The sequence below is a fragment of the Paraburkholderia sp. J8-2 genome, assembly GCF_905220195.1.
In the GTDB taxonomy this organism is placed as follows: Bacteria; Pseudomonadota; Gammaproteobacteria; order Burkholderiales; family Burkholderiaceae; genus Paraburkholderia.
Genome location: NZ_CAJMZA010000026.1, coordinates 69,352 through 93,887 on the forward strand (window position 1 = coordinate 69,352; position 24,536 = coordinate 93,887).

General features: G+C 65.4%; 21 protein-coding genes and 1 pseudogene. 10 read left to right on the plus strand and 12 right to left on the minus strand.

Translation table 11 applies throughout. From position 1 onward, the window contains the following. Positions 1 to 89 precede the first annotated feature (89 nt). Positions 90 to 692 (plus strand): nitroreductase family protein, encoded by a 603-nt coding sequence (locus U5A52_RS33760; RefSeq protein ID WP_321915868.1) that lies wholly within the window; start codon positions 90 to 92, stop codon positions 690 to 692. A gap of 198 nt (positions 693 to 890) precedes the next feature. Then, a complete protein-coding gene (locus tag U5A52_RS33765) occupies positions 891 to 2,150 on the plus strand; it encodes an Hsp70 family protein (protein ID WP_321915867.1) in 1,260 nt (419 codons plus the stop codon). Positions 2,151 to 2,344: 194 nt separating this feature from the next. Here the strand turns inward: U5A52_RS33765 and U5A52_RS33770 are convergent, their stop codons facing one another. Further along, positions 2,345 to 2,548, minus strand: a complete 204-nt coding sequence (locus tag U5A52_RS33770; RefSeq protein ID WP_027797379.1) for a cold-shock protein — start codon at positions 2,546 to 2,548, stop codon at positions 2,345 to 2,347. A 433-nt stretch (positions 2,549 to 2,981) separates the two neighbouring features. Between U5A52_RS33770 and U5A52_RS33775 the strand changes: the two genes are divergently transcribed. Continuing rightward, complete coding sequence (locus U5A52_RS33775; RefSeq protein ID WP_321915866.1) at positions 2,982 to 4,577, plus strand: APC family permease; 1,596 nt, start codon at positions 2,982 to 2,984, stop codon at positions 4,575 to 4,577. A 107-nt stretch (positions 4,578 to 4,684) separates the two neighbouring features. Here U5A52_RS33775 and U5A52_RS33780 read toward each other — a convergent pair whose 3' ends face one another. The 7 genes and pseudogenes from U5A52_RS33780 to U5A52_RS33810 form a co-directional block, all read right to left on the minus strand. Beyond that, a complete protein-coding gene (locus tag U5A52_RS33780; RefSeq protein WP_321915865.1) occupies positions 4,685 to 5,479 on the minus strand; it encodes a class III extradiol ring-cleavage dioxygenase in 795 nt (264 codons plus the stop codon). A gap of 150 nt (positions 5,480 to 5,629) precedes the next feature. Then, on the minus strand, positions 5,630 to 6,253 hold the full coding sequence (locus tag U5A52_RS33785; RefSeq protein ID WP_321938284.1) for a UbiX family flavin prenyltransferase: 624 nt from the start codon (positions 6,251 to 6,253) through the stop codon (positions 5,630 to 5,632). A gap of 145 nt (positions 6,254 to 6,398) precedes the next feature. Next, the gene (grxD, locus tag U5A52_RS33790) at positions 6,399 to 6,710 is read right to left on the minus strand and encodes a Grx4 family monothiol glutaredoxin (protein WP_158758724.1); all 312 of its coding nucleotides are present in this window, start codon (positions 6,708 to 6,710) and stop codon (positions 6,399 to 6,401) included. A gap of 119 nt (positions 6,711 to 6,829) precedes the next feature. Then, entirely contained in the window at positions 6,830 to 7,684 is an 855-nt protein-coding gene (prmC, locus tag U5A52_RS33795; protein WP_321938286.1) for a peptide chain release factor N(5)-glutamine methyltransferase, read from the minus strand. 13 nt (positions 7,685 to 7,697) lie between these two features. After that, a complete protein-coding gene (gene prfA, locus U5A52_RS33800; protein ID WP_158758722.1) occupies positions 7,698 to 8,780 on the minus strand; it encodes a peptide chain release factor 1 in 1,083 nt (360 codons plus the stop codon). Between the two features lie 189 nt (positions 8,781 to 8,969). After that, positions 8,970 to 10,256, minus strand: a pseudogene (hemA, locus tag U5A52_RS33805) (glutamyl-tRNA reductase); the annotation flags it as partial. A gap of 27 nt (positions 10,257 to 10,283) precedes the next feature. Further along, positions 10,284 to 11,030: a response regulator transcription factor gene (locus U5A52_RS33810; protein ID WP_321938307.1), complete on the minus strand. Its 747-nt coding sequence runs from the start codon at positions 11,028 to 11,030 to the stop codon at positions 10,284 to 10,286. Between the two features lie 195 nt (positions 11,031 to 11,225). Here U5A52_RS33810 and U5A52_RS33815 point away from each other — a divergent pair, with 195 nt between their 5' ends. The 3 genes from U5A52_RS33815 to U5A52_RS33825 all read left to right on the plus strand — a co-directional run bounded on the left by U5A52_RS33815 (position 11,226) and on the right by U5A52_RS33825 (position 14,028). Continuing rightward, on the plus strand, positions 11,226 to 11,483 hold the full coding sequence (locus U5A52_RS33815) for a hypothetical protein (RefSeq protein ID WP_321915862.1): 258 nt from the start codon (positions 11,226 to 11,228) through the stop codon (positions 11,481 to 11,483). Positions 11,484 to 11,546: 63 nt separating this feature from the next. Beyond that, positions 11,547 to 13,361 (plus strand): aminopeptidase P family protein, encoded by a 1,815-nt coding sequence (locus U5A52_RS33820; RefSeq protein WP_321938288.1) that lies wholly within the window; start codon positions 11,547 to 11,549, stop codon positions 13,359 to 13,361. Between the two features lie 43 nt (positions 13,362 to 13,404). Continuing rightward, a complete protein-coding gene (locus U5A52_RS33825; protein WP_321915860.1) occupies positions 13,405 to 14,028 on the plus strand; it encodes an HAD family phosphatase in 624 nt (207 codons plus the stop codon). Between the two features lie 27 nt (positions 14,029 to 14,055). Here the strand turns inward: U5A52_RS33825 and U5A52_RS33830 are convergent, their stop codons facing one another. From U5A52_RS33830 to ychF, 3 genes are all read right to left on the minus strand, one after another. Beyond that, positions 14,056 to 15,207 (minus strand): DUF748 domain-containing protein, encoded by a 1,152-nt coding sequence (locus U5A52_RS33830; protein WP_321938290.1) that lies wholly within the window; start codon positions 15,205 to 15,207, stop codon positions 14,056 to 14,058. Between the two features lie 157 nt (positions 15,208 to 15,364). Beyond that, complete coding sequence (ettA, locus tag U5A52_RS33835; protein ID WP_028218401.1) at positions 15,365 to 17,029, minus strand: energy-dependent translational throttle protein EttA; 1,665 nt, start codon at positions 17,027 to 17,029, stop codon at positions 15,365 to 15,367. A gap of 217 nt (positions 17,030 to 17,246) precedes the next feature. Then, positions 17,247 to 18,341 (minus strand): redox-regulated ATPase YchF, encoded by a 1,095-nt coding sequence (ychF, locus tag U5A52_RS33840; RefSeq protein WP_321915858.1) that lies wholly within the window; start codon positions 18,339 to 18,341, stop codon positions 17,247 to 17,249. Between the two features lie 293 nt (positions 18,342 to 18,634). Between ychF and U5A52_RS33845 the strand changes: the two genes are divergently transcribed. The 4 genes from U5A52_RS33845 (at position 18,635) to U5A52_RS33860 (ending at position 23,418) form a co-directional block, all read left to right on the plus strand. Continuing rightward, positions 18,635 to 19,807, plus strand: a complete 1,173-nt coding sequence (locus U5A52_RS33845; RefSeq protein ID WP_321938292.1) for a UbiH/UbiF family hydroxylase — start codon at positions 18,635 to 18,637, stop codon at positions 19,805 to 19,807. 176 nt (positions 19,808 to 19,983) lie between these two features. Continuing rightward, positions 19,984 to 20,715: a DsbC family protein gene (locus U5A52_RS33850; RefSeq protein ID WP_321938294.1), complete on the plus strand. Its 732-nt coding sequence runs from the start codon at positions 19,984 to 19,986 to the stop codon at positions 20,713 to 20,715. Between the two features lie 136 nt (positions 20,716 to 20,851). Further along, positions 20,852 to 22,642, plus strand: a complete 1,791-nt coding sequence (locus tag U5A52_RS33855; RefSeq protein WP_321938296.1) for a PDZ domain-containing protein — start codon at positions 20,852 to 20,854, stop codon at positions 22,640 to 22,642. Positions 22,643 to 22,821: 179 nt separating this feature from the next. After that, positions 22,822 to 23,418, plus strand: coding sequence for an FMN-dependent NADH-azoreductase (locus U5A52_RS33860; RefSeq protein WP_321915854.1), 597 nt, complete (start codon positions 22,822 to 22,824; stop codon positions 23,416 to 23,418). A gap of 105 nt (positions 23,419 to 23,523) precedes the next feature. On the opposite strand, the gene U5A52_RS33865 is transcribed toward U5A52_RS33860, so the two are convergent. Next, positions 23,524 to 24,495, minus strand: coding sequence for a uracil-DNA glycosylase (locus U5A52_RS33865; protein WP_321938297.1), 972 nt, complete (start codon positions 24,493 to 24,495; stop codon positions 23,524 to 23,526). Positions 24,496 to 24,536 lie beyond the last annotated feature (41 nt).

Genomic DNA, 24,536 nt, shown 5'->3' on the forward strand with positions numbered 1-24,536 from the left:
CGCCCGTTGCGTTTGAGCGTATTTCACGCGCTGCGGTTATTCTAGTGACCCCCGGGCAAGCCGCCCGCCACCCCAAGGACACACAAGGCATGACGAAGCACAAACCCGCACCGACAGCCGTGCCCATTCACGAACTCATCGCCGGCCGCTGGAGCCCGCGCGCCTATTCGAGCGAGCCGGTGAGCCGCGAGGCGCTGCACGCGGTGATCGAGGCGGCGCGCTGGGCGCCCTCGGGCTACAACCTGCAGCCGTGGCGCTTTATCGTGTTCGACCGTAGCGCCGACGAAATCGCGTTCAAGCGCGCGTTCTCGACGCTCGTGCCGTTCAACCAGCAGTGGAACGCGCCGGCGCCGGTGCTGATCGCCGTGACGGCGCAGACGCTCAACGCGAAGGGGGAAGTGAACCGCACGGCGCAATACGACGCAGGCGCGGCGGCGATGTCGCTCGTGCTCCAGGCGCACGCGCTGGGCCTCGCCGCGCACCAGATGAGCGGTTTCGACGTGCAGGCGTTCCGCAAGGAATTTGCGCTGCCGAACGACGTGGAGCCGCTGTCGATCATCTCGATCGGCCACTACGGCGAAGCCGAGAAGCTGGAACCGGTGCTGCGCGATCGCGAGAAGGCGGAGCGCACGCGTTCGGCGGTGGGCGAGATCGCCTACGAAAACGGCTGGAAGCACCCCTTCAAGGGCTGAGCCGGACATAGCCCAACGCCCATGCGGGCAGCGGGTTATCGAACCGAGCAAAAACGCGCGGCGCGGGCCGCGCGTTTTTTACTTCCCGGGGCCGCATCATGGGCCTGCGGTTGCCGCGCGCCGCGCTTTCGTGCTACAAAGCCGATCCCCCCGACCTTTCCTCTCTTGCGCGCGCATTCGCTGCGGCGCGCTCTTGCCATGACCAGCTTCTGCGCGATTGACTTCGGAACTTCCAATTCGGCGGTGGCGCTCCCGGCAGCGGCCGACGGCGCGATGCGCCTCGCGCCGGTGGAAGGCGCGCACACCACCTTGCCCACGGCGGTGTTCTTCAACGTCGACGAACACACGCGCGAATTCGGGCGTGCGGCGCTTGCCTCCTATATCGACGGCTTCGACGGCCGGCTGATGCGCTCGATGAAGAGCATCCTCGGCTCGCCGCTCGCCGAGAGCACGACCGACCTCGGCGACGGCAGCGCGATTCCCTATACCGAGATCATCACGATCTTCCTGGAGCACCTGAAGCGCAGCGCCGAGCGTTGCTCGGGTGCGCCCATCACGCGTGCTGTGCTGGGTCGCCCCGTCTTCTTCGTCGACGAAGACCCGCGCGCCGACCGGCTCGCCCAGGACCAGCTCGAAGCGGCGGCGCGCCGCGTGGGCTTTCGGGAAATTGAGTTCCAGTACGAGCCGATCGCGGCGGCGTTCGACTACGAGTCGCGCCTCGCGCAAGAAGGACTTGTGCTCGTGGCCGACATTGGCGGGGGTACGTCGGACTTCTCGCTCGTGCGTGTGGGGCCGGATCGTATGTCGCGCCTCGAGCGCAAGGACGACGTGCTCGCCCACCACGGCGTGCACGTGGCGGGCACCGACTTCGACCGCCGCGTCGAACTCGCGACCATCCTGCGCGAACTGGGCTATCAGTCGCTTGACCCCGAAGGCCGCGAAGTGCCGAACCGCATCTATTTCGATCTGGCGACCTGGCACCTCATCAACACGATCTATACGCCCAAGCGCGCAACCGAGCTGAAGCTCATGCGCCATCTGTACCCGAACACGCGTCAACACGACCGGCTGATGCGCGTGGTCGACGAGCGGCTGGGGCACGCGCTCACGGCGCGCGCCGAGGAGGCGAAGATCGGTGTTTCCGCGGGCGGGGAGACGATGATCGACCTCGAGGCGGTCGAGACAGATCTGCGCCTTGCGTTCGGCGACGCGCAACTCGTCGAGGCGGGCCGCGAGGAGACGCGGCGCATTGTGCAGGCCGCACGTGAAACGGTGCAGGCGGCGGGTGTGGCGCCCGGGCAGGTGAGCGCGCTTTACTTCACGGGCGGCTCCACCGGCCTCGTATTCCTGACGCAGGCGCTGGCGGAGGCGTTTCCGCAGTCGCAGGCCGTTTTCGGCGACCGTCTTGCCAGCGTGGCGACGGGCCTGGGCATTCACGCGCAGCGTCTGTTCGGCTGAATACGCGGCTGAATGCGCGGCTGAACGCGCGGGGAATCTGATCCCCGATGAAAATCCGTTCTGAAAAACGCAGGCAAGAAAAAACCCCACCTTCGAGAAGAAGCGTGGGGTTTTTCGGTAAGCTTGCTAGTCAGGAACTTCGCAGAAGCTGCGTTCAGATCCTAAATGCCTTAGCAGACCAATAAGCGCAGTACTTAGACCGGCTTGATGTTGGCAGCTTGCTTGCCCTTCGGGCCCGTGCGGACTTCGAATTGAACCTTTTGGTTCTCTTGCAGCGTCTTGAAGCCGTCAACCTTGATTTCCGAGAAGTGCGCGAACAGGTCTTCGCCGCCGCCGTCCGGAGTGATAAAGCCAAAGCCCTTAGCGTCATTGAACCACTTGACGGTACCGGTTTCCATATTACTTTCCTAAAAATGAATGAAGGCCGAAGCCCGAGAGGTGCACGAAAATCAAGGAAGGGGTATGGGACCAGCCGGAGTACCGTTGATGGGCGAACTACGAAAGACCTATTCACACTCGCCGCTTGAAATCCTGCCCGAACTTTATACGGCTAAACGCCATGAAGGTCAACTAGGTCCCCGGGAAAGTTCGTATTTTTTTGCTACAGGGTCGAAACTGACCCTTACAAACCTTGATAAGCAAATGACTTTTTTGTATTAGGCCGTCGTTTTTGGCGCCCTTCCGTGGTGCAACCGGTTAAACTACGCGCCGCGCTGAAGTTGCGCCTACAGGCGCAATCTTTCGTGTGGAGGTACGACAACCGCGGGAAACCCGCCCGCACAACAGACGGGATAAACGCGTTGTCGAGCTGCTCTTGAAACAGGAGAAGACGTGAAAAGTTCTATTCAACGGAACATCGGCCCGTTCGCGCTGATGTTCACCGGCCTCGGGTCGATTATCGGTTCGGGCTGGCTGTTCGGCGCGTGGAAGGCGGCGAAGATTGCAGGCCCGGCGGCCGTTTGCGCCTGGATCATCGGCGCCGTGGTCATTCTGGCCATCGCGCTCACCTACGCCGAACTCGGTGCGATGTTCCCGGAGTCGGGCGGTATGGTCCGTTACGCCCGCTACTCGCACGGCGCACTGGTGGGCTTCATCAGCGCGTGGGCCAACTGGATCGCCATTGTCTCGGTCATCCCGATCGAAGCCGAAGCCTCGATCCAGTACATGAGTACCTGGCCCTATGACTGGGCGCACGCGCTCTTCGTCGACGGGTCATTGACACATTCAGGGCTCGGCCTTTCGGCGATTCTCGTGATCATCTACTTCATGCTCAACTATTGGGGTGTGAAGCTGTTCGCACGTGCCAACAGCGCGATCACGATCTTCAAGTTCATCATCCCGGGTCTGACGATCATTGGCCTGATGGCTGGAAGCTTCCACCACGAGAATTTCGGCCAGACGACCACGTTCGCGCCGTATGGCTGGTCGGCGGTGTTCACGGCGGTTGCCACCAGCGGCATCGTGTTCGCGTTCAACGGCTTCCAGAGCCCGATCAACCTCGCGGGCGAAGCGCGCAACCCGGCCAAGAGCGTGCCGTTTGCGGTCATTGGCTCGATCCTCTGCGCGCTCGTGATCTACGTGCTGCTGCAGATCGCGTATATCGGCGCGGTCAATCCGGCTGACGTCGCGAAGGGCTGGAACACGTTCAACTTCAAGTCGCCGTTCGCGGAACTCGCGATCGCGCTGAACCTGAACTGGCTCGCGATCCTGCTGTATGTGGACGCGTTCGTGAGCCCGAGCGGCACCGGTACGACCTACATGGCGACGACCTCGCGCATGATCTACGCGATGGAGCGCAACAACACGATGCCGAAGATGTTCGGCAACGTGCACCCGTTCTACGGCGTGCCGCGCAACGCGATGTGGTTCAACCTGCTCGTCTCGTTCATCTTCATGTTCTTCTTCCGCGGCTGGAGCTCGCTCGCGGCAGTGATCTCGGTGGCGACGGTGATTTCGTACCTGACCGGCCCGATCAGCCTGATGGCGCTCAAGCGCGCCGCCACGGACATCGAGCGCCCGCTGAACGTGCCGTTCATGAAGGTGATCGCGCCGTTCGCGTTCGTCTGCGCTTCGATGATCCTGTACTGGGCGAAGTGGCCGCTGACCGGCGAAATCATTCTGCTGATGGTCGTCGCGCTGCCGGTGTACTTCTACTTCCAGGGCAAGCAGGGCTATGAAGGCTGGGGCCAGGATCTGAAGGCTGCATGGTGGCTGTGCGCGTACCTGCCGATCATGGCGCTCCTCTCGCTGCTCGGCAGCAAGCAGTTCGGCGGCAGCGGTCTGCTTCCCTACGGTTGGGACATGCTCGTCGTCGCGCTGATCTCGCTCGTGTTCTATTACTGGGGCGTGAATTCGGGCTACCGCTCGCCGTACCTTGCGGAACGCGAGGAGCACGACGAAGTCCTCGAAGGTATCGGCGCGCACTAAGTATCAAAGCAAGCGTCGCGCAATACAAAAAGCCCGCCTGAAGCGATTCAGGCGGGCTTTTTTGCCTTTTGAGCAAGCGCGAGCCAGTGTGGCGGCTCGCCGCGGCGTTATTGCACCGCGCTGCCGAACACGTAGTTCGTCATCGCGAGCGCGCGCTGGTAGGTGCCGAGCGACTGCACACCGAGTGTGTAGTCGTCGTCGGCTGCGCCTAGCGCCGCGAACACGGGCAGCAGATGCTCGTCGGTCGGGTGCATGAGCACGGCGTGCGGTGCACGCTGGCGGTAGTCGAGCAATGCGTCGATGTCGCGCGCGGCGAGGTGATTCTCGAACCACTGCGTGAACTCGGCCACGCGCGGATCGGCATCTTCCGGGCGCGCCGAGAAGTCCGCCTCGCGCAGGTTATGCGTGATCTGGCCCGAGCCGATCACCATCACGCCTTCGTCGCGCAGCGAGCGCAGCGCGCGGCCCAGCGCAAAGTGATGCGCGGCGTTGGCGCGTGGCTGCACCGAAAGCTGCGCGACGGGCACGTCGGCGTCGGGGAACATCAGCAGCATGGGCACCCACGCGCCATGGTCGAGGCCATGCGCTTGCTCATCGACAGGAATGCCTTGCTCGCGCAGCAGCGCCGCTGCGCGCTGCGCCATCTCGGGCGCGCCCGGCGCGGGGTACTGGATTTCGTACAGCGCGCGCGGAAAGCCGTAGAAGTCGTGGATGGTTTCAGGCTGCGAGGCGGTGCTCACCGCGGGGCGCATCGTGCCCCAATGCGCGGAAAGCATGAGCACCGACTGCGGACGCGGCAAATGCTGCGAGAGCGCGGTAAAGCCGCCAGAAGGCAGCGACGGGTCGATCGGCAGCGTAGGCGCACCGTGCGAGAGGAAAAGGGAAGGCGTGCGGGTGGTCATGATCGTGAGCTGGCCGCGCCGGGGCGGTCCAAAAGTATCGTATTGCGATCAATATAAGACCCAACCGTCGCGAATTAAACGGGGCGAAAGGGAATTGATTGTGTCGCCGATATTGATAATCGAAGCGGCGCAGAAAGATGCGGCGGGCGCTTACTCGTCGCCGCCGCGCAGCCCCGGCCAGGCGGGCGAGAGTGCGGGCCCGAGCGCGAACAGGTCGAGCACGCGCGCGACCGTGTGATCGACCATCTCGTCGATCGAAGCCGGCCGGTTGTAGAAGGCCGGCAGCGGCGGGAAGATCACGCCGCCCATTTCGGTGACTGCCGTCATGTTGCGCAGATGCGCGAGGTTGAACGGCGTTTCGCGTACGAGCAGCACGAGACGGCGGCGTTCCTTGAGCGTGACGTCGGCGGCGCGCGCAATCAGATTGTCGGAGAGGCCATGGGCGACGCTCGCGAGCGTTTTCATCGAGCAGGGCGCGACGATCATGCCGTCGGTCGCGAACGAACCCGAAGCGATGGTCGCGCCGACATCGCGTACTGAATGCACGACATCGGCTCGCGCGTGTAGGTCGTCTTTCGTGAGCTGCAGCTCGTGCTGGATGTTGAGCCAGCCCGCGGCGGAAACGAGCAGGTGCGTTTCGACGCCGCCCAGCTGCCGCAGCATGTCGAGCATGCGAACGCCGTAAATCGCGCCCGTGGCCCCCGTGATCGCGACGATCAGCCGGCGTTGCGGCAGTTGTGCGATAGCAGGCGAGGCTTGGGAGGCAGTATTCACGTCAGGCGGTCAGGCGGGAGTCGAAGCGAAGGCGAGGTGAGGTCGAGGCGAAGGCGCCTCAAGACTAGCGCCGGCGTAGCGCGCCGTGCGCTCTGGACGGCGCGGGCGCCACGCTATGCGCCCGATGCCGCCCCGTTGCCGGCAATTACGCCGCGGCGAAGAGCTGCTGCAGCTCGCCGTTCTGGTACATCTCCATCATGATGTCCGAGCCGCCGATGAACTCGCCCTTCACGTAGAGCTGCGGAATGGTCGGCCAGTTCGAGAATTCCTTGATGCCCTGGCGGACCGCGTCGTCCTCGAGCACGTTGACGGTCTTGAACTGATCGACGCCGCAGGCTTTCAGGATCTGCACCGCGCGACCGGAGAAGCCGCACATCGGGAACTGCGCGTTGCCCTTCATGAAGAGGACGACGGCGTTTTCGTCGACGATCTGCTTGATGCGTTGTTGGGTGTCCATGACTGACCTTGCGATTGAATTGATGCTGAATACGTTGGAATGCAGGATGAAATGATAGCGGATTTCGCCTGAGCGGGCCGGGCGTGGCCAGCGTTGTGCTCAGATGCGCCTGGTTACGCTCAGCCAGCCGGCAACGGAAGACGCCCGCCGCTGATGCGCTCGATCCCGGCGAGATCGCGCTCGGAGCGCACGTCCGTGAAACCGGCGCTTTCGAGCAACGCCCGCACAGCGGCCGCCTGGTCGTAGCCGTGTTCCATCCAGAGCACGCCACCCGGCGCGAGCCGGGCCGGTGCGCCCGCGACGATCGCGCGCAAGGCGGTGAGGCCGTCGGCTTCGTCGGTGAGCGCGCCGCGCGGCTCGAAGCGCAGGTCGCCTTGCTCCAGATGCGGGTCGCCGCTTGCGATATAGGGCGGATTGCTCACGATCGCCTCGAAGCGCAGCGCCGGATCGAGCGTGTCGTACCAGCTGCCCGCGACGAACGCGAGCGGGCCGCCGGGGCGCCCCACGTCGAGCAGCTTGGCGGCGTTGCGCGATGCCACGTCGAGCGCGGCCTCCGAACGGTCGACGGCCCAGACGCGCGCATCGGGCCTTGCCGAGGCGAGCGCCACCGCAATCGCGCCGCTGCCGGTGCCGAGGTCGAGCACGCGCGGCTGTGCGATGCCTTCGAGCGCCGCAAGCGCGGTTTCCACGAGCACCTCGGTATCGGGGCGCGGAATCAGCACATCGGGTGTCACGTCGAAGTCGAGGCCGTAGAACTCGCGTGCGCCCACGAGCTGCGCAATCGGCTCGCCGTGCGCGCGGCGCGCTTCGAGGTCGCGGTAGGCCGCGACGGCGCTCGTTTCAAGCGCCTCGTCGCCGCGCGTGATGAGTTCGGTGCGGCGCCACCCGAGCACGTGCATCAGCAGAATGCGCGTCTCGAGCGCGGGCAGCGGCGAGGCGCGCAGCAGCGCCTCAGCGGTAACGGCTTCGCTCATGTTTGATGCGCGCTCAATCCGCGTCGCCCAGCGACGCGAGCTGCTCGGCCTGATGCTCGGAAACGAGCGCGCCGATCAGTTCGCCGAGGTCGCCGTCCATGATTGCTTCGAGGCGATAGAGCGTGAGGTTGATACGGTGATCGGTGAGCCGCCCCTGCGGAAAGTTGTAGGTGCGGATGCGCTCCGAGCGGTCGCCCGAGCCCACGAGGCTCTTGCGCGTGGCCGCTTCCTTCGCGTGCTGCTCCTGGTACTGCTTGTCCTTGATGCGCGCGGCGAGCACCTTGAGCGCGCGATCCTTGTTCTTGTGCTGCGAGCGGTCGTCCTGGCACTCCACGACGATGCCGGTCGGAAGGTGCGTCACGCGCACGGCCGAGTCGGTCTTGTTGATGTGCTGGCCGCCCGCGCCCGAGGCGCGGAACGTGTCGATGCGCAGGTCGGCGGGATTGATCTCGACTTCGCCGATCTCGTCGGCTTCCGGCATCACCGCAACCGTGCAGGCCGACGTGTGGATGCGGCCCTGCGTTTCGGTGGCGGGCACGCGCTGTACGCGATGGCCGCCCGACTCGAACTTGAGCTTCGAATACGCCGCCTCGCCCGCAATGCGCACGATCACTTCCTTGTAGCCGCCGAGATCCGACTCGCTTGCCGACATCATCTCGATCTGCCAGCGGTTGCGCTCCGCGTAGCGCAGATACATACGCAGCAGGTCGCCCGCGAAGAGGGCCGACTCGTCGCCGCCCGTGCCCGCGCGGATTTCGAGGAACACGTTGCGGTCATCGTTGGGGTCTTTCGGCAGCAGCATCATCTGCAATTCGTGCTGGAGCTGCGCCATGCGCTCGCGTGCGGCTTTCACCTCTTCTTCGGCGAAGTCGCGCATCGAGGCGTCGGAGAGCAGGTCTTTCGCCGCGGCCTCGTCGTCTTTGGCCTGTCGCCATTGGCCGTAGTGCTCGACCACCGGCCCCAGTTCCGCGTGCTCGCGCGTGAGCTTGCGGTACTGATCGCGGTTCGAGGTCACGTCGGGGCGGCTCAACAGGTCGTTCAGCTCGGCCAGGCGTGTAGTCAGCTGGTCGAGCTTCGATTGCATGCTCGTTTTCATCGGGCGGTGCGGAGCGAACTCCGGATAGGACTGCGAGAGAGAAGAGGCGGGCGTGCGGCCCGGTTGTGCAGGGTGCGCATGGCGCGCGCCCGAGCGCGGGCGTCGCTAACGGTCGGAGGAACCGGACGAATCAGAGGAGTCGGCGGAGCGCGAGGCGCCCGTGACATCCGTTGCGCTTTGCGAGACTTCGGTTGCCTTGGCCGGCTGGCCGTGGCGATAAAAGCCGCCCATCAGCTCGATGAGCGAGTCGCGCTGATCGCCGCTCGACGTGTTGAGCGCATGCGTCGGACCGTGGATCAGCTTGTTGGTGAGCGACTGCGACAGCGCTTCGAGCACGGCGGACGGATCGTCGCCGCGCGCAAGCATCTTGCGGGCGCGTTCGAGCTCGGTGCGACGCAGCGCGTCGGCCTGCGTGTGCATGTGGCGGATGACCGGCACGATGCTGCGCGAGTCGAGCCACTGCATGAAGTTCGCCACGCGCGACTCGATGATCGTCTCGGCTTGCGCGACGGCGGCCTGGCGCGAGGCATTGCCTTCGCGCACGATCGTGCCGAGATCGTCGACGGTATAGAGGAACACGTCTTCGAGCTGGGCGACTTCAGGCTCGATGTCGCGGGGCACCGCGAGATCGACCATGAAAATGGGGCGGTGACGACGCGCCTTCACCGCGCGCTCCACGGCACCCAAACCGATGATAGGCAGCGTGGACGCCGTGCACGAGACGATGATGTCGAACTCGTGCATGCGCGTGGGCAGGTCGGAGAGCGGAATGGCGTGCCCACCGAAACGTTCGGCAACATAGCGCCCGCGCTCGGCGGTGCGGTTTGCGACGACCAGTTCGCGCGGCTGCTGCGCGGCGAAGTGCGCGGCGCACAGTTCGATCATCTCGCCCGCGCCGATGAAGAGCACGCGCTGATTGGCGATCTTGTCGAAGATGCGCTGTGCGAGGCGCACGGCGGCCGCGGCCATGGAGACCGATTGCGCGCCAATTTCGGTCGTGCTGCGCACTTCCTTCGCCACGGCGAAGGTGCGCTGGAACAACTGGTTCAAATAGGTGCCGAGCGCGCCCGCTTCGGTCGCGGTGCGCACCGCGGTCTTCATCTGGCCGACGATCTGCGTTTCGCCCAGCACCATCGAATCGAGCCCCGAAGCCACCCGGAACGCGTGACGCACCGCTTCGGACTGCGGCAGCGTGTAGACGTGCGGCGCAAGTTCCTCTTCGCGGATGCCGTGGTAATGCGAAAGCCAGCTCACGGCGGCGTCGCGCGAGCTTTGCGCGTCGGTCGCGCAATAAAGCTCGGTGCGGTTGCAGGTGGAGAGAATGGCGGCTTCCGGTGCGCTCAGCGAACGCTTGACGGACCACGCTTCCTTGAACAGGGCGAGCGCGGGCTTGATCTGTTCGAGCGGAAACGCCACGCGTTCGCGCAAGGCGACGGGCGCGGTGTGGTGATTGATTCCGATCGTTAGAAGCTGCATACCATGGGGGCGAGATTTAGGCGGATATTATAACTTTTCCTCGCTTCCGACATTCGCGTCGACAGAGTCCGACACTCCGGCAGGTGATATGGGGAGTCTTTCGAGCTGGTAGCCAAAGCCGTACAAAGTGGTCAAACGCCAGCCGTACTCGGGCCCGAGCTGCAATTTGCTGCGCAGGCGAGAGGCGTGTGTGTCGAGCGTGCGCGACCGAACGTCGCGGTTCAAATTCCACACGGTTTCGAGGATGCGCGCTCGCGAAACGGGGCGCGATGCGTTGGTGAAGAGCAGCAGCGCGAAGCGGTATTCCTTGGGCGTGAGCGTGACAGTGTGACCCCGAAACGATACTTCGTAACGCCCGGAATCGAAGAGGTAGTCCCCAAAGCCATGACGGGCGCGGTTGCGTGGCCGGCGTACGCCGGCGCGGCGCAGGAGCGCGTCGATGCGCGCGAGCATTTCAGGGCCGCGCACGGGCTTGGCGATGCAATCGTCCGCACCGGCCTGCAGGCTCGCGACGATCTCGCTTTCATGGGGCGCGAGCATCAGGGCGATGGCGGGCAGACCGGGGAGCAACCTGCGCGCCTGGGGGATGACGTCGTCAGCGCCGACGTCGCCGCACCACCATGCCGCGATCAACAGGTCGAAGGTTTCGTCTTCGAGGGTTTCGAAGAGCTGGGTGCCAAGCGGGAAGTGCTGGCATGCGTGCCCGCCCGCAATGAGCAGGCGGACGAGGGTTTCGGCCTGACCGGCGTCTGGTTCGACAAGGGCGATTCGCATACGAGAGAGTGCGGCTGGAGCGGCCCGGATGCGCTTGCCTTGCGCCATCCTGCCCCCTACACTCAACCGCTACGCGGGAAGCGCCGAGCCGACCGTTTTCCAGTTTTAAAAGAGACTAACCAAGTTGCAAATGCTAGCTCTCGTGCTTCGGCAGTCCTATCAGACTTATCCGAAAACCTATAGGACAAGTCTTTAATGGGCTGGACCGGTATTGTCATTCTTGGTCTGGTGGTGGGCTGTGCGGGATGGTGGCTCCATCCCCAGCGCCGTGCCGCACGCCACTCGCTCGCACTGGCGGTCGTGGCCGGCGTGCTCGGCGCGGCGCTCGCGAACGCGGCCGGCAGTGCAACCGGTCTTTTCTACGATGGCGAGTTGCTCCAGTGGCCGCTTTGCACGGCACTCGCGCTCGTTTTCGTGGGTGTGTGCGTGGCGCTGCGCGCGCGGCGCAGCTAGCCGCGCGCAGCCGCCTTAGGCCAAACCCAGATCTTCCGCTTCGAATTCTTCGCAGGTGAAAACATGAACGCCCGACTCCCCGAAACCTCCTCGATTCCTGAACGCATTGCCGCCCTGCGCGCCGCGATGGCGCGCGCTGGCGTGGATGCCGCGCTCGTGCCGTCCGCCGATCCGCATCTGTCCGAATACCTGCCGCGCCGCTGGCAGGGGCGCGAATGGCTCTCGGGCTTCACGGGCTCGGTAGGCACGCTCGTGGTGACGAAGGATTTTGCGGGCGTCTGGGTCGACAGCCGTTACTGGGTGCAAGCCGAGCAGCAACTGGCCGGCACCGGCATTCAGCTCATGAAGATGATGGGCGGCCAGCAGAGCGCACCGCACATCGACTGGCTCGCGCAGAACGTGAGCGCGGGCGGCGCGGTGGCCGTGGACGGCGCGGTGCTCGGCGTGGCCTCGGCGCGCGCGCTGGCCGATGCGCTCAAGGCGCGCGACGTCGCGCTGCGCACGGACCTCGATCTGCTCGACGACGTCTGGCAGGGCCGCCCGTCGCTGCCGCTCGAGCCCGTGTACGAGCACGTCGCGCCGCACGCCGACACGAGCCGCGCCGGCAAGCTCGACCAGGTGCGCCGCGCGATGCAGGAGAAGGGCGCGCAGTGGCATTTCGTCTCCACGCTCGACGACCTCGCCTGGCTCTTCAACCTGCGCGGCGCGGACGTCAACTACAACCCGGTGTTCGTCGCGCACGCGCTGATCGGCCCGGACGAGGCGACGCTTTTCGTTGCCGACGGCAAGGTGAGCGAGGCGCTCGTGCAGTCGCTCGCGAAAGACAAGGTGCGCGTCGCGCCCTATGCCGAGGCTGCCGCCGCGCTCGCGGCGCTGCCCGCGAAAGCCGCGCTGCTCGTCGATCCGCGCCGCGTGACGTTCGGCTTGCTGCAGGCGGTGGCGTCGGCGGTGAAGCTCGTGGAGTCGGTCAATCCGAGCACGTTCTTCAAATCGCGCAAGACGGCCGCCGAAGCGGATCACGTGCGCGCGACTATGGAGCAGGACGGCGCGGCGCTCGCCGAATTCTTCGCGTGGTTCGAGGCCGCGCTTGGCCGCGAGACCATCACCGAACTGACCATCGACGAAAAGCTTTCCGCCGCGCGTGCGCGCCGTGCGGGCTTCAAGTCGCTCTCGTTCGCGACGATCGCGGGCTTCAACGCGAACGGCGCGATGCCGCACTACCGCGCCACGCCCGAATCGCACAGCGTGATCGAAGGCAATGGCCTGCTGCTCATCGACTCGGGCGGCCAGTACCTCGACGGCACCACCGACATCACGCGTGTCGTGCCGGTGGGCACACCGAGCGCGGAGCAAAAGCGCGACTTCACGCTCGTGCTCAAGGGCATGATGGCGCTCTCGCGCGCGAAGTTCCCGCGCGGCATCCGCTCGCCGATGCTCGACGCCATCGCGCGCGCGCCGATCTGGGAAGCGGGTGCGGACTACGGCCACGGCACCGGCCACGGTGTGGGCTACTTCCTGAACGTGCACGAAGGTCCGCAGGTCATATCGCACTACGCGCCGGCCGAGCCCTGGACCGCGATGGAAGAGGGCATGATCACTTCGGTCGAGCCGGGCATCTACCGGCCGGGCAAGTGGGGCGTGCGCATCGAGAATCTCGTGCTGAACCAGCGCGCCGAAACGACCGAATTCGGCGACTTCCTCGACTTCGAGACGCTCACGCTTTGTCCGATCGACACGCGCTGCATTGATCTGGCGCTCTTGCGCGCGGACGAGCGTGAATGGCTCAATGCGTACCACCAGACGGTGCGTGTGCGCGTGGCGCCGCACGTGAGCGGCGATGCGCTCGCGTGGCTCGAAAAGCGCACGCAGCCGATCTGATTTCCTCTGGTAATCAATGGGTGTTCAAGCGGAGCGCAAACGCATGACGATCAAGGCAGTGGTGTTCGATTTCGGCGGGGTGCTGGTGGACTGGAGTCCCGAGCATCTCTATCGCAAGCTCATTCCCAACGACGACGAGCGCCGCTGGTTCCTCACGAACGTCTGCAAGATGGACTGGGTGATCCGCCAGGACGGCGGCGAGCCCATCGCCGTCGGCACCGAGGAACTGGTCGCGAAGTTTCCCGAGCACGAGGCGCTCATTCGGGCGTTCTACGATCGCTGGCACGAGATGGTCGCCGGGCTGCTGGAGGGCGGCGTCGCCACCTTCGAGCGCCTGGAAGCGGCGGGCGTGCCGATCTTCGGTCTCACCAACTGGTCGGCCGAGACGTTTCCGTGGGCGTGGGAGCGCTTCGGCATCCTGCGCCGCTGCCGCGATATCGTCGTGTCGGGCCGCGTGAAGCTCGTGAAGCCCGATCCGGCGATCTTCCACGAGATGTTTCGCCGTATCGACGTGCAGTTGCCTGGCGTGAAGCCCGAGGAACTCGTTTTCATCGACGACAACGCGCACAACGCCAAAGCCGCCACCGCGCTCGGCTGGCATGGCGTGCATCACACGAGCAACGCCGCCACCGACGCGAAACTGCGCGAACTCGGCCTGCCGGTCTAACCGCGCTAGCGTCCGCGCCCCTGCGCGTTATTTCGATGCAGGCGCCGGCGCCACCGGCTGCAGCAAGCTGCGCAGCGCGTCGGCGATCCCCTTCGCGGTTTGCCCGGCGCCCTTCGCCACCCCTTCTGCGCTCACGCCGAGCGCCTGTGCGAAGCCTGCGCGCAACTCCGTCATCAGGTTTTCGTTGAGCTTGAATTTCGGGTCGCGCAGGTTGCCTTCGAGCACGAAGTGCAGCGTGATCTCACCGTTGTGCGCCTTCAGTGCCGCCACGGCGGCGCGCGTCGGAATCGACAAGAAGGTGTCCACGGCGTCGCCGCTTTCCGCGAGTTGCAGGTTATGCAACGTGAGCGTGCCCGGCGCGTGCAGGTGATAGCCCCGCACGGTCGAATTCAGGTCGAGGTCGAGCGTGCCGCCCGTCACGTTAGCCTTCGCGCCAGCCTTTTTCAGCAGGTAGGGATCGATCGTGCGCACATCCATGCCGCGCAACGTCGTATGGAGTTGCGAGTCCTTGCTCGCAATCTGCATCCAGCCGTTGAACGTCATGCGTCCGGTGTGCTCCGGGCCGACGACATTGCCCGTCACCGAAACGCGCGTGGGCTCGCTCAGCGCGGGCAGATGGACATTGTCGACGCTCGCTTGCGCGCGGTTCACCGTGACGCGCCACGGCGGATTGCTCACCGAGCGATCGTAGAAGTCGAACGTGCCGTTTTCGAAGCCGATATGGTCGATGACCTTTTCCTGAGGCAGGCTGATGCCTCCCTGCGCGGCGCTCGCGTCGCTTTGCGTCATTTCTTCGCGCAGATTCGGCAGGATCTGGATCGAGCCGTTTTGCTGGCGCAGCACCGTCATCGTGAAGTCGCTCACGCTCACGTCGCGAATGTGCACGCGGTGCGAGAGCAGCGCGCGCAGGTCGGGCGTGATCGTGATTCGCGCGGCGCGCAGCGTGTCGGCGGTGGGCCAGTTGGGCGGGGGCTTCAGGCGCACGTCGGTGAGTTCGACGGACGAGAGATCGAACGCCACATTCACGCTCGCTGCCGAGCCGACGGGCGCGAGCGCGCGCTCCACGTACGCCTTTGCCTCGCGCTGCAGTGCGTAGAGCGTGCCGAGCGCCGCGAGCACGAGCAGCGCGACGACGATCGCGACGATCAGGAGAACACGGTTGCGCAGCGGCGTCGCCATACGGAATTCCTTTCGGGGGAGGACCGGAGTTCAGGCCTTGAGTGACGCGAAGTGACCCCAAGCGTAGCGGCTTTCGAGCAACCGCCATGCCGCGCGCGCCGCCAGAATGACAACGGCGGCCCGCGGGCCGCCGTTGTTTGCTATCGATCCAGCACGCTTAGCGGCTGATCGGCTTGTAGCGCAGACGCTTCGGACGCGCGGCTTCTTCGCCGAGACGCTTGATCTTGTCGGCCTCGTACTCCTGATAGTTGCCGTCGAAGAACGTGACCTGCGAGTCGCCTTCGAAAGCGAGGATGTGCGTGGCGATACGGTCGAGGAACCAGCGATCGTGCGAAATCACCATGACCGAGCCCGCGAATTCGAGCAGGGCGTCTTCGAGCGCGCGCAGCGTTTCGACGTCGAGGTCGTTCGACGGCTCGTCGAGCAGCAGAACGTTGCCGCCCGAAATGAGCGTCTTGGCCAGATGCAGGCGACCACGCTCACCGCCCGAGAGGTTGCCAACAATCTTCTGCTGATCGCCGCCCTTGAAATTGAAGCGGCCGATGTACGCGCGCGAAGGCGTTTCGTACTTGCCCACCGTCAGCACGTCCGCGCCGCCCGAGATCTCTTCGAACACGGTCTTGTTGGCGGCCAGCGCGTCGCGGCTCTGGTCGACATACGCGAGCTTGACCGTCGGGCCTTGCACGATCTCGCCCGAATCCGGCTGTTCCTTGCCCGTGAGCATGCGGAAGAGCGTCGACTTACCGGCGCCGTTCGGGCCGATGATGCCGACGATCGCGCCCGCCGGAATCTTGAAGCTCAGGTCGTCGATCAGCAGACGGTCGCCGTAAGACTTGCTGACGTTCTTGAACTCGATGACTTCGTTGCCCAGACGCTCGCCCGCCGGAATGAAGATTTCCTGCGTTTCGTTGCGCTTCTGGTAATCCGAGCTCGACAGTTCCTCGAAGCGGGCGATACGCGCCTTCGACTTCGCCTGACGGCCCTTCGGGTTCTGGCGCACCCACTCCAGTTCCTTCTTGATCGCCTTCTGGCGAGCGGATTCCGTCGCTTCTTCCTGCTTCAGGCGCTCTTCCTTCTGGTCGAGCCAGCTGGAGTAGTTGCCCTTCCAGGGAATGCCGTGGCCGCGGTCGAGTTCGAGAATCCACTCGGCGGCGTTATCGAGGAAGTAGCGGTCGTGGGTCACGGCGACCACGGTGCCCGGGAAGCGCGTGAGGAACTGCTCGAGCCACTCGACCGATTCGGCGTCGAGGTGGTTGGTCGGTTCGTCGAGCAGCAGCATGTCGGGCTTTTCGAGCAGCAGCTTGCACAGCGCCACGCGGCGCTTTTCACCGCCCGAGAGGTTGCCGATCTTCGCGTCCCAGGCCGGCAGGCGCAGGGCGTCTGCCGCGATTTCGATCTGCTGTTCCGCGCTGCCGTCGGTCGTCGCGAGAATCGCCTCGTATTTTGCCTGCTCGGCGGCGAGTGCGTCGAAGTCGGCGTCCGGCTCCGCGTAGGCCGCGTAGATTTCGTCGAGCTTCTTCTGCGCGTTGAACACGTCGCCGAGACCTTCTTCGACCGCTTCGCGCACGGTCTTTTCCGGGTCGAGCTGCGGCTCCTGCGGCAGGTAGCCGATGTTGAGGTTGGGCATCGGCGTGGCTTCGCCTTCGATGTCCTTGTCGACGCCGGCCATGATCTTGATGAGCGTGGACTTGCCCGAGCCGTTCAGGCCGAGCAGGCCGATCTTCGCGCCGGGGAAGAACGACAGCGAGATGTCCTTCAGGATCTGGCGCTTGGGCGGCACGATCTTGCCGACCCGGTTCATGGTGAAGACGTATTGGGCCATGAGAGTGTCTTTGGAAACGGGAAAAAGGGGCGGAAGTATGTCTCGAACGCGGCGTGCGCCGCGTCGGAACCGCGAATTGGGGTGACGCGAAAACCGCTATTGTACGGGGCGTGGGCGGCGGGGGAGTGACGCTTGCCTGCCGCCGCGCTCTCGCGCGCTCAGCCGTAAAAAAGCCCGCTCACGAGCGGGCTTTTTTGGCATTGCCTCGCAACTGCGCTTACACGTTGAACAGGAAGTTCATCACGTCGCCGTCGTGCACGACGTATTCCTTGCCTTCGGCGCGCATCTTGCCGGCTTCCTTCGCGCCGGTTTCGCCCTTGTACTGGATGTAGTCGTCGAACGCGATGGTCTGCGCGCGGATGAAGCCGCGCTCGAAGTCGGTGTGGATCGCGCCGGCGGCCTGCGGTGCCGTGTCGCCGACATGGATCGTCCACGCGCGCACTTCCTTCACGCCAGCCGTGAAATACGTTTGCAGGCCGAGCAGCTTGAAGCCCGCGCGGATCACGCGGTCGAGGCCGGGCTCGTTCATGCCCATGTCGGCGAGGAAGGCGATCTTGTCTTCGTCGTCGAGGTCGGCGATTTCGGCTTCGATCGCCGCGCACACGGCCACGACCGGCGCGCCCTCGGCTTCGGCGTGCTTGCGCACGGCGTCGAGGTACGGGTTGTTCTCGAAGCCGTCGTCCTTCACGTTCGCGACGTACATCGTCTTCTTCGCGGTGATGAGGCAGAACGGCTTGAGGAGCGCCTGCTCGTCTTCGTTCAGGTCGAGCCCTCGCACGGGCTTGGCCTGGTCGAGCTGCGCGCGCACTTTTTCCAGCACGGCGACGAGCTTCGCGGCTTCCTTGTCGTTACCCGACTTCGCGGCCTTCGAGTAGCGCGTAAGCGACTTTTCGACGGTAGCGAGGTCGGCGAGTGCGAGTTCGGTGTTGATGACTTCGATGTCGGAGATCGGGTCGACCTTGCCCGCCACGTGGATCACGTTTTCGTCCTCGAAGCAGCGCACGACGTGCGTGATCGCATCGGTTTCGCGGATGTTGGCGAGGAACTGGTTGCCCAGGCCTTCACCCTTGCTCGCGCCCGCGACCAGACCCGCGATGTCGACGAACTCGACCACGGCCGGCACGACGCGCTCGGGCTTGACGATTTCCGAGAGCGCCTTCAGACGCGGATCCGGCACTTCGACCACGCCGACATTCGGCTCGATCGTGCAGAACGGGTAGTTCTCGGCCGCGATGCCCGCCTTGGTCAGCGCGTTGAAAAGGGTGGACTTGCCGACGTTAGGCAAGCCGACGATGCCGCATTGGAGGCTCATGAAAATCTCTGCATGTCAGGGTGGTGACGTGCGGCTCGCCGCGCGCGAAGGGCTCGGGGCCGGGCGTCTCGCGAAAGCGGGAGCGGCGGGCGGGGCGGCGCAGGGGGCACGTCGGGGGGCGTGACGCCGGCTCGCGCGGAGTCACGAAAACCGTAATTGTAACCTCGTCCGGGTGAGGGTTAGCCGCAGGCGTCGCCGTGCCCGTGGGATGGCGTCCTGCGACGACTTGCTGCGCCGCAACATCCGTGCCCTTCCGGCCCTGTCAGACAAGCACCCGCGGCTATAATGCGCGCATGACAGCAAGCAACCAGACCTTTGATGTCGCCGTGATCGGCGGCGGGCTCGTCGGCAAGTCGGCGGCGCTCGCGCTGACCCAGGGCGGCCTGCGCGTGGCGCTGCTCGCGCAGCCGTGCGCGCCGCTGCCCGCGGGCGCCGTGTTCGACGCGCGCGTGTACGCCTTCTCGCGCAGTTCGCAGGCGCTGTTCGAGCGGCTGCGGGTCTGGCAGGCCGCCGACGCCGCGCGCCTCACGCCCGTCTACGACATGCGCGTGTTCGGCGACGCTGCGGCGGAGCTGCACTTCTCGGCGTATCAGGCGTCGGTTGCGCAACTCGCGTGGATTGCCGAGTCGTCGGTCATCGAGCGCGCGCTCGACGCCGCGCTGAACTTCCAGCCCAATCTCGCGTGGATCGACACGCGCGCCGAGACGCTGGACGTGAAATCCGACGCGGCCGTGATCGGCCTCGCCAATGGCCGCACGATCGAAGCCGACCTCGCAATCGGCGCGGATGGCGCGCATTCGTGGGTGCGCGCGCAGATCGGCTCGAAGGTCGAGCGGCGCGAATACCGCCAAACCGGCGTGGTCGCCAATTTCCGCGCGCAAAAGCCGCACGGCGAAACGGCGTACCAGTGGTTCCGCGAGGGCGAGATCGTCGCCTTGCTGCCGCTGCCGGATCAGCACGTCTCGCTCGTCTGGTCGGCACAGACCGAACACGCCGACGCGCTGCTCAAGCTCGAGCCGGAGCAGCTTGCCGCTGAAGTCGAGCGCGTTTCGCAAAGCCAGCTCGGTGAGTTCGAGTGCGTCACGGCTGCGCGCGGGTTTCCGCTTTCGCTGCAAACCGTGGATCGGCTCGTGGCGCCGCGCGTTGCCCTGGTCGGGGACGCCGCGCATCTGATTCACCCGCTTGCGGGCCAGGGCGTGAACCTCGGTTTGCGCGACGTTGCCGCGCTCGTCGACGTCGTCACGAAGAAAGAGGCGTTCCGCGATCTCGGCGACATCGTGCTGCTGCGCCGCTACGAACGCAGCCGCCGCGAGGACATCCAGAAGCTCGTCGTCGCCACCGACGGCCTGCAGCGGCTCTTCTCGTTCCCCGGCACGCTGGCGCGCGCGGTGCGCAACACGGGCATGGCGTTCGTGGGCGCGCAGCCGCTGCTCAAGCGCTGGCTCGTGGCCTCGGCGCTCGGCTAATATTCTCAGGCTTTAGCGCTCATTGACCCCTCGAGCAGGCATTTCGGTTGCTTGAGGCCCGTGCAGCTTAGAATGGCCGTATTGGCCGCGGCCGCAGCGCATGCCGCCCCGGCCACTCAACGGAAATCTGCGCGCGTCGCCCCTCTCGCGGCGCGGGCGAATCAGGAATGCATCCCATGCAAACGCGTATTCGAATTGCCGCGCTCGTGATCGCGGTAGCCACCTCGGCGCTCGGCTGCTCGGCCCAGGCCGACCAGACCACCGACAAGATCCGGTCGGCGCTGCAGACGCGCCTCGGCATCGACGCCAGCGACATCAAGGGCATCACGAAGGCGCCGATGCCGGGCCTCTACGAGATCAACCTCGGCACGCAAATCGTCTACAGCGACGCCACTGGCGACTACGTGCTCAACGGCGAACTCATCGACACCAAGGCGCACCGCAATCTCACCGAGGCGCGCCTGAACGAAATCAACAAGGTCGATTTCGCGAAGCTGCCGTTCGAAAACGCGGTCAAGGTCGTGAAGGGCGACGGCAAGCGCAAGATGGCCGTGTTCTCCGACCCGAATTGCCCGTACTGCCATCAACTCGAAAACACGCTGAAGGCCGTGGACAACGTGACGGTCTACACCTTCCTGTATCCGGTGCTCTCGCCGGATTCGACGGCGAAGGCCAAGCAGATCTGGTGCTCGTCTGACCGCGCGAAGGCGTGGGAGTCGTGGATGGTCGACCGCAAGGCGCCCACGGCTGCCGGCACGTGCGACACGGCCGCTATCGACAGCAATCTCGCGCTCGGCCAGAAGATGAACGTGACCGGCACGCCCACCGTGATCCTCGCCGACGGTACGCGCCTGCCCGGCGCGGTCAGCGCCGACCGGCTCGAACGCGGACTGAACGGCGCGCACTGACGCCTCGCCCGAACCCGCCGGCCGCTTTCGCGGCCGGTGCTTTTTTTGCCCGGCGCTTTTTGTCCGCTCTTGCGCGCCGGGCATACTGAAATTGCATTGCAGCGTCTGCTGACCGAATCTCTCACCGATCCCACCGATGAAGCCGATCCGATACACCATCGTCCCGAAGAATCCCGCCGCGCATCTGTTCGAGGTGACGCTTACCGTGGAAGACCCCGCGCCGGACGGTCAACGCTTCATGCTGCCCGTATGGATTCCGGGCAGCTACATGGTGCGCGAGTTCGCGCGCAACATCGTCACGCTGCGCGCCTTCAACGACGCAGGCCGCAAGGTGCGCGTGACGAAGACCGACAAGCACTCGTGGCAGGCCGCGCCGGTGAAGGGCGCGCTCACGCTGCGCTACGAGGTCTACGCATGGGATATGTCGGTGCGTGCGGCGCACCTCGACGACACGGTGGGTTTCTTCAACGGCACGAGCGTGTTTCTCGCGGCGCTCGGCCATGAGGACGCGCAGCACGCGGTCGATATCCAGCGTCCGGACGGTCACGCGTATCGCCACTGGCGCGTGGGCACGGCGCTCACGGAAGCGCGCGGCACGAAGCGTTACGGCTTCGGCGAGTACACCGCCGCGAATTACGACGAACTGGTCGATCATCCCGTGACGCTCGGCGAGTTCACGCTCGCGAGCTTCAAGGCGCACGGCGTGCCGCACGACATCGTGATCGCGGGCCGCGTGGTCGCGCTCGACACCGAGCGTCTCGCCGCCGACCTGAAGAAGATCTGCGAGGCGCAAATCGCGCTGTTCGAGCCGCGCACGAAGCGCGCGCCGATGGAACGCTACGTGTTCATGACGCAAGCCGTGAGCGACGGTTACGGCGGCCTCGAGCATCGCGCGTCGACGGCGCTCATCTGCAATCGCACGGATCTGCCGGTGAAGGGCAAGCCGGAGACGTCGGACGGCTATCGCACCTATCTCGGCCTGTGCAGCCACGAGTACTTCCACACCTGGAACGTGAAGCGCATCAAGCCGGCCGCATTCGTGCCGTACGACCTCACGCGTGAGGACTACACCTCGCTCTTGTGGCTATTCGAAGGCTTTACGTCCTACTACGACGACCTCATGCTCGTGCGCAGCGGGCTCATTTCCTCGGATGAATACTTCGGTCTCCTCGGCAAGACGATCGCTGGCGTGCTGCGCGGCGCGGGGCGCCTGAAGCAGAGCGTCGCGGAAAGCTCGTTCGACGCGTGGGTGAAGTACTACCGCCAGGACGAGAACGCATCGAATGCGATCGTGAGCTACTACACGAAGGGCTCGCTCGTGGCTTTGGCGTTCGATTTGTCGATTCGCGCGCAGACGAATGGCCGTAAATCGCTCGACGACGTCATGCGCCTCTTGTGGCAGCGCTATGGCCGCGACTTCTATCGCGGCAAGCCGGTGGGCGTGGGCGAGGACGACGTCGAGGCATTGATTGCCGAAGCGACCGGCGTGGAACTGGGCGTGCTCTTTAGCGACGCCGTGCGCGGTACGCGCGACCTGCCGCTCGCGACGCTGTTCGAGCCGTTCGGCGTGACGCTCGAAGGGGAGCCGGAGCGCGGCGCGAAGCCCTCGCTCGGCGCGCGGCTGCGTGGCGGCGCGGACGCAACGCTCGCGGTGGTCTACGAAGGCGGCGCGGCGCAGAAGGCGGGACTTTCTGCCGGCGACGCGCTCATCGCGCTCGACGGCCTGCGCGTGACGGGCTCGAATCTCGACGCGCTGCTCTCGCGCTACCAGCCGGGCACGAAGGTCGAGATCCACGCGTTCCGCCGCGACGAGCTTCGCGTGGCGCGTCTGACCCTCGATGCGCCTGAAGTCGCGCGCTACAAGCTCGCCGCATCCGACAAGCGCGCGCCAGCGCGCGGCTTGCGGGACCGCTGGCTGGCGGCGTAAGCCGCACGGCAGTGCCAGAAACGGCGTGGGTGCCTGGCCCCACGCCGTTTTTTCATGCCGGGGATTGTTCTATCGCTGCAACAATCCGTCATCGGCGGACTACTTTTTCGGGGGGCGGTAAAAAAACACAATGCCTTCACTCGCGCAACGTTGCGCAACTGAGACCCGAAGGAGCCACCATGACCACGATCCTGCAAATCAATTCCGCCGCCCGCTCGCAAGGCGCCCAGTCGACGCTGCTCGTCAACGAACTGACGGCCAAGCTGCAACAAGCGAATCCGGGTGCGCAAGTCGTTACGCGTAACCTGCAAGCCGATCCGCTGCCGCACCTCGACGACGCCGTGCTCGGCGCGTTCTTCACGCCGGCCGAGCAGCGCACGCCGGAGCAGCAGGCTATCGCGGCACGCAGCGAAGCGCTGATCGCAGAACTGCAGGCAGCGGACGTCATCGTGATCGGCGCGCCGATGTACAACTTCGGCGTCTCGTCGCAGCTCAAGACGTACTTCGACTGGATCGCGCGTGCCGGCATCACGTTCCGCTACACCGCGAACGGCCCGGAAGGTCTCGTGAACGGCAAGAAGGTGCATATCGTTTCGGCGCGCGGCGGCAAGTATCAAGGCACCCCGCACGACAGCCAGACGCCGTACCTGAAGTCGTTCCTCGGCTTCCTCGGCATGACCGACGTGAACTTCATCTACGCCGAAGGCCTGAACATGGGCCCGGACGCAGCCAGCGCAGCGCTCGCGGGCGCGCGTGAGGCGATCGCTGCGGCGTAAAGTCCGCGCTTGACGGCTGCTCGACGGCTGTAAAAGAAAAAACGCCACGAGAGCGATCTCGTGGCGTTTTTTCATTGTGTGTCGCTTCGCGTTGCGTCGCGAAGCTCAAGCGAGCACGAGGCCTTCCTCCGGCAAACGCCAGTTGATCGGCTGGCGGCCTTGCGCCTCCAGATACGCGTTGGCCTGCGCAAAATGCCCGCAGCCGAGAAAGCCGCGATGCGCAGAAAGCGGCGACGGATGCGGCGCTTCCAGCACGCAATGCGCACCCGAGAGCAGCGCACGCTTGTTCTGCGCGTGCGCGCCCCACAGCATGAACACGAGATGCTCGTGGCGTGCGGCGAGTTGCTGGATCAGCGTGTCGGTGCAGCGCTCCCAGCCGCGCTTCGCGTGGCTCGCGGCGCTGGCGCGCTCGACGGTGAGCACCGTGTTCAGCAGCAGCACGCCCTGGCGCGCCCAGGCGTCGAGACAGCCGTGCGCGGGCGCCTGAATGCCGAGGCTCGCCGCGATCTCCTTGAAGATGTTGCGCAGCGAAGGCGGGGGGCGCACCGAGGGCGGCACCGAGAACGCCAGGCCGTGCGCCTGCGGCGTGCCCCGATCGTCGCCGTGGTACGGGTCCTGGCCGAGGATCACGACCTTCACGTCGTCGGGCGAAGTGAGGCGCAACGCGCGGAACACGTCGGCGGGATAGACGGTCTTGCCGGCGGCGCGCTCGTCATCGACGAAGCGGCACAACGGCGCGTAGACGTCGCTCGCGATGAACGGCGCGAGCAATTCGCGCCAGGCGGCGGGCAGCGCGTCGAACTGGTCTTCGAGTCGCGTGGTGTCGATTCCGGCCTGCGGCGCGGCGGGTTCGTTGGACATGTCGGATGCGGACGTATTGGCAATCATCGCGGCGTGCGTGCGGGCGGGCGCGGGGAATTCGTCGGCGTCGAACAGCGAGAAGATCGTGATCTGACGCGGATCGACTTCGGGCAGCGGCGGCTCGTCGAGCGTGGCTTGCGCGGTGTCGGTCAGATCGTCGTCGAACAGCGACGCTTGCACCGGCATCGCGACGCGCGGGCGTTTCGTGGAGGTCATGGGCGGCAAGTGTCGCAGCAATTGCGCGGCGATTCAATCCG

Coding starts and splice junctions, on each gene's coding strand:
- prmC (WP_321938286.1), bottom strand. CDS start 7,684: ATGAGCGAAGCCGTTACCGCTGAGGCGCTGCTGCGCGCCTCGCCGCTG.
- U5A52_RS33760 (WP_321915868.1), top strand. CDS start 90: ATGACGAAGCACAAACCCGCACCGACAGCCGTGCCCATTCACGAACTC.
- U5A52_RS33820 (WP_321938288.1), top strand. CDS start 11,547: ATGAACGCCCGACTCCCCGAAACCTCCTCGATTCCTGAACGCATTGCC.
- U5A52_RS33855 (WP_321938296.1), top strand. CDS start 20,852: ATGAAGCCGATCCGATACACCATCGTCCCGAAGAATCCCGCCGCGCAT.
- U5A52_RS33845 (WP_321938292.1), top strand. CDS start 18,635: ATGACAGCAAGCAACCAGACCTTTGATGTCGCCGTGATCGGCGGCGGG.
- U5A52_RS33780 (WP_321915865.1), bottom strand. CDS start 5,479: ATGACCACCCGCACGCCTTCCCTTTTCCTCTCGCACGGTGCGCCTACG.
- U5A52_RS33860 (WP_321915854.1), top strand. CDS start 22,822: ATGACCACGATCCTGCAAATCAATTCCGCCGCCCGCTCGCAAGGCGCC.
- U5A52_RS33770 (WP_027797379.1), bottom strand. CDS start 2,548: ATGGAAACCGGTACCGTCAAGTGGTTCAATGACGCTAAGGGCTTTGGC.
- U5A52_RS33825 (WP_321915860.1), top strand. CDS start 13,405: ATGACGATCAAGGCAGTGGTGTTCGATTTCGGCGGGGTGCTGGTGGAC.
- U5A52_RS33865 (WP_321938297.1), bottom strand. CDS start 24,495: ATGACCTCCACGAAACGCCCGCGCGTCGCGATGCCGGTGCAAGCGTCG.
- grxD (WP_158758724.1), bottom strand. CDS start 6,710: ATGGACACCCAACAACGCATCAAGCAGATCGTCGACGAAAACGCCGTC.
- U5A52_RS33765 (WP_321915867.1), top strand. CDS start 891: ATGACCAGCTTCTGCGCGATTGACTTCGGAACTTCCAATTCGGCGGTG.
- U5A52_RS33850 (WP_321938294.1), top strand. CDS start 19,984: ATGCAAACGCGTATTCGAATTGCCGCGCTCGTGATCGCGGTAGCCACC.
- prfA (WP_158758722.1), bottom strand. CDS start 8,780: ATGAAAACGAGCATGCAATCGAAGCTCGACCAGCTGACTACACGCCTG.
- U5A52_RS33830 (WP_321938290.1), bottom strand. CDS start 15,207: ATGGCGACGCCGCTGCGCAACCGTGTTCTCCTGATCGTCGCGATCGTC.
- U5A52_RS33815 (WP_321915862.1), top strand. CDS start 11,226: ATGGGCTGGACCGGTATTGTCATTCTTGGTCTGGTGGTGGGCTGTGCG.
- U5A52_RS33810 (WP_321938307.1), bottom strand. CDS start 11,030: ATGCGAATCGCCCTTGTCGAACCAGACGCCGGTCAGGCCGAAACCCTC.
- ychF (WP_321915858.1), bottom strand. CDS start 18,341: ATGAGCCTCCAATGCGGCATCGTCGGCTTGCCTAACGTCGGCAAGTCC.
- ettA (WP_028218401.1), bottom strand. CDS start 17,029: ATGGCCCAATACGTCTTCACCATGAACCGGGTCGGCAAGATCGTGCCG.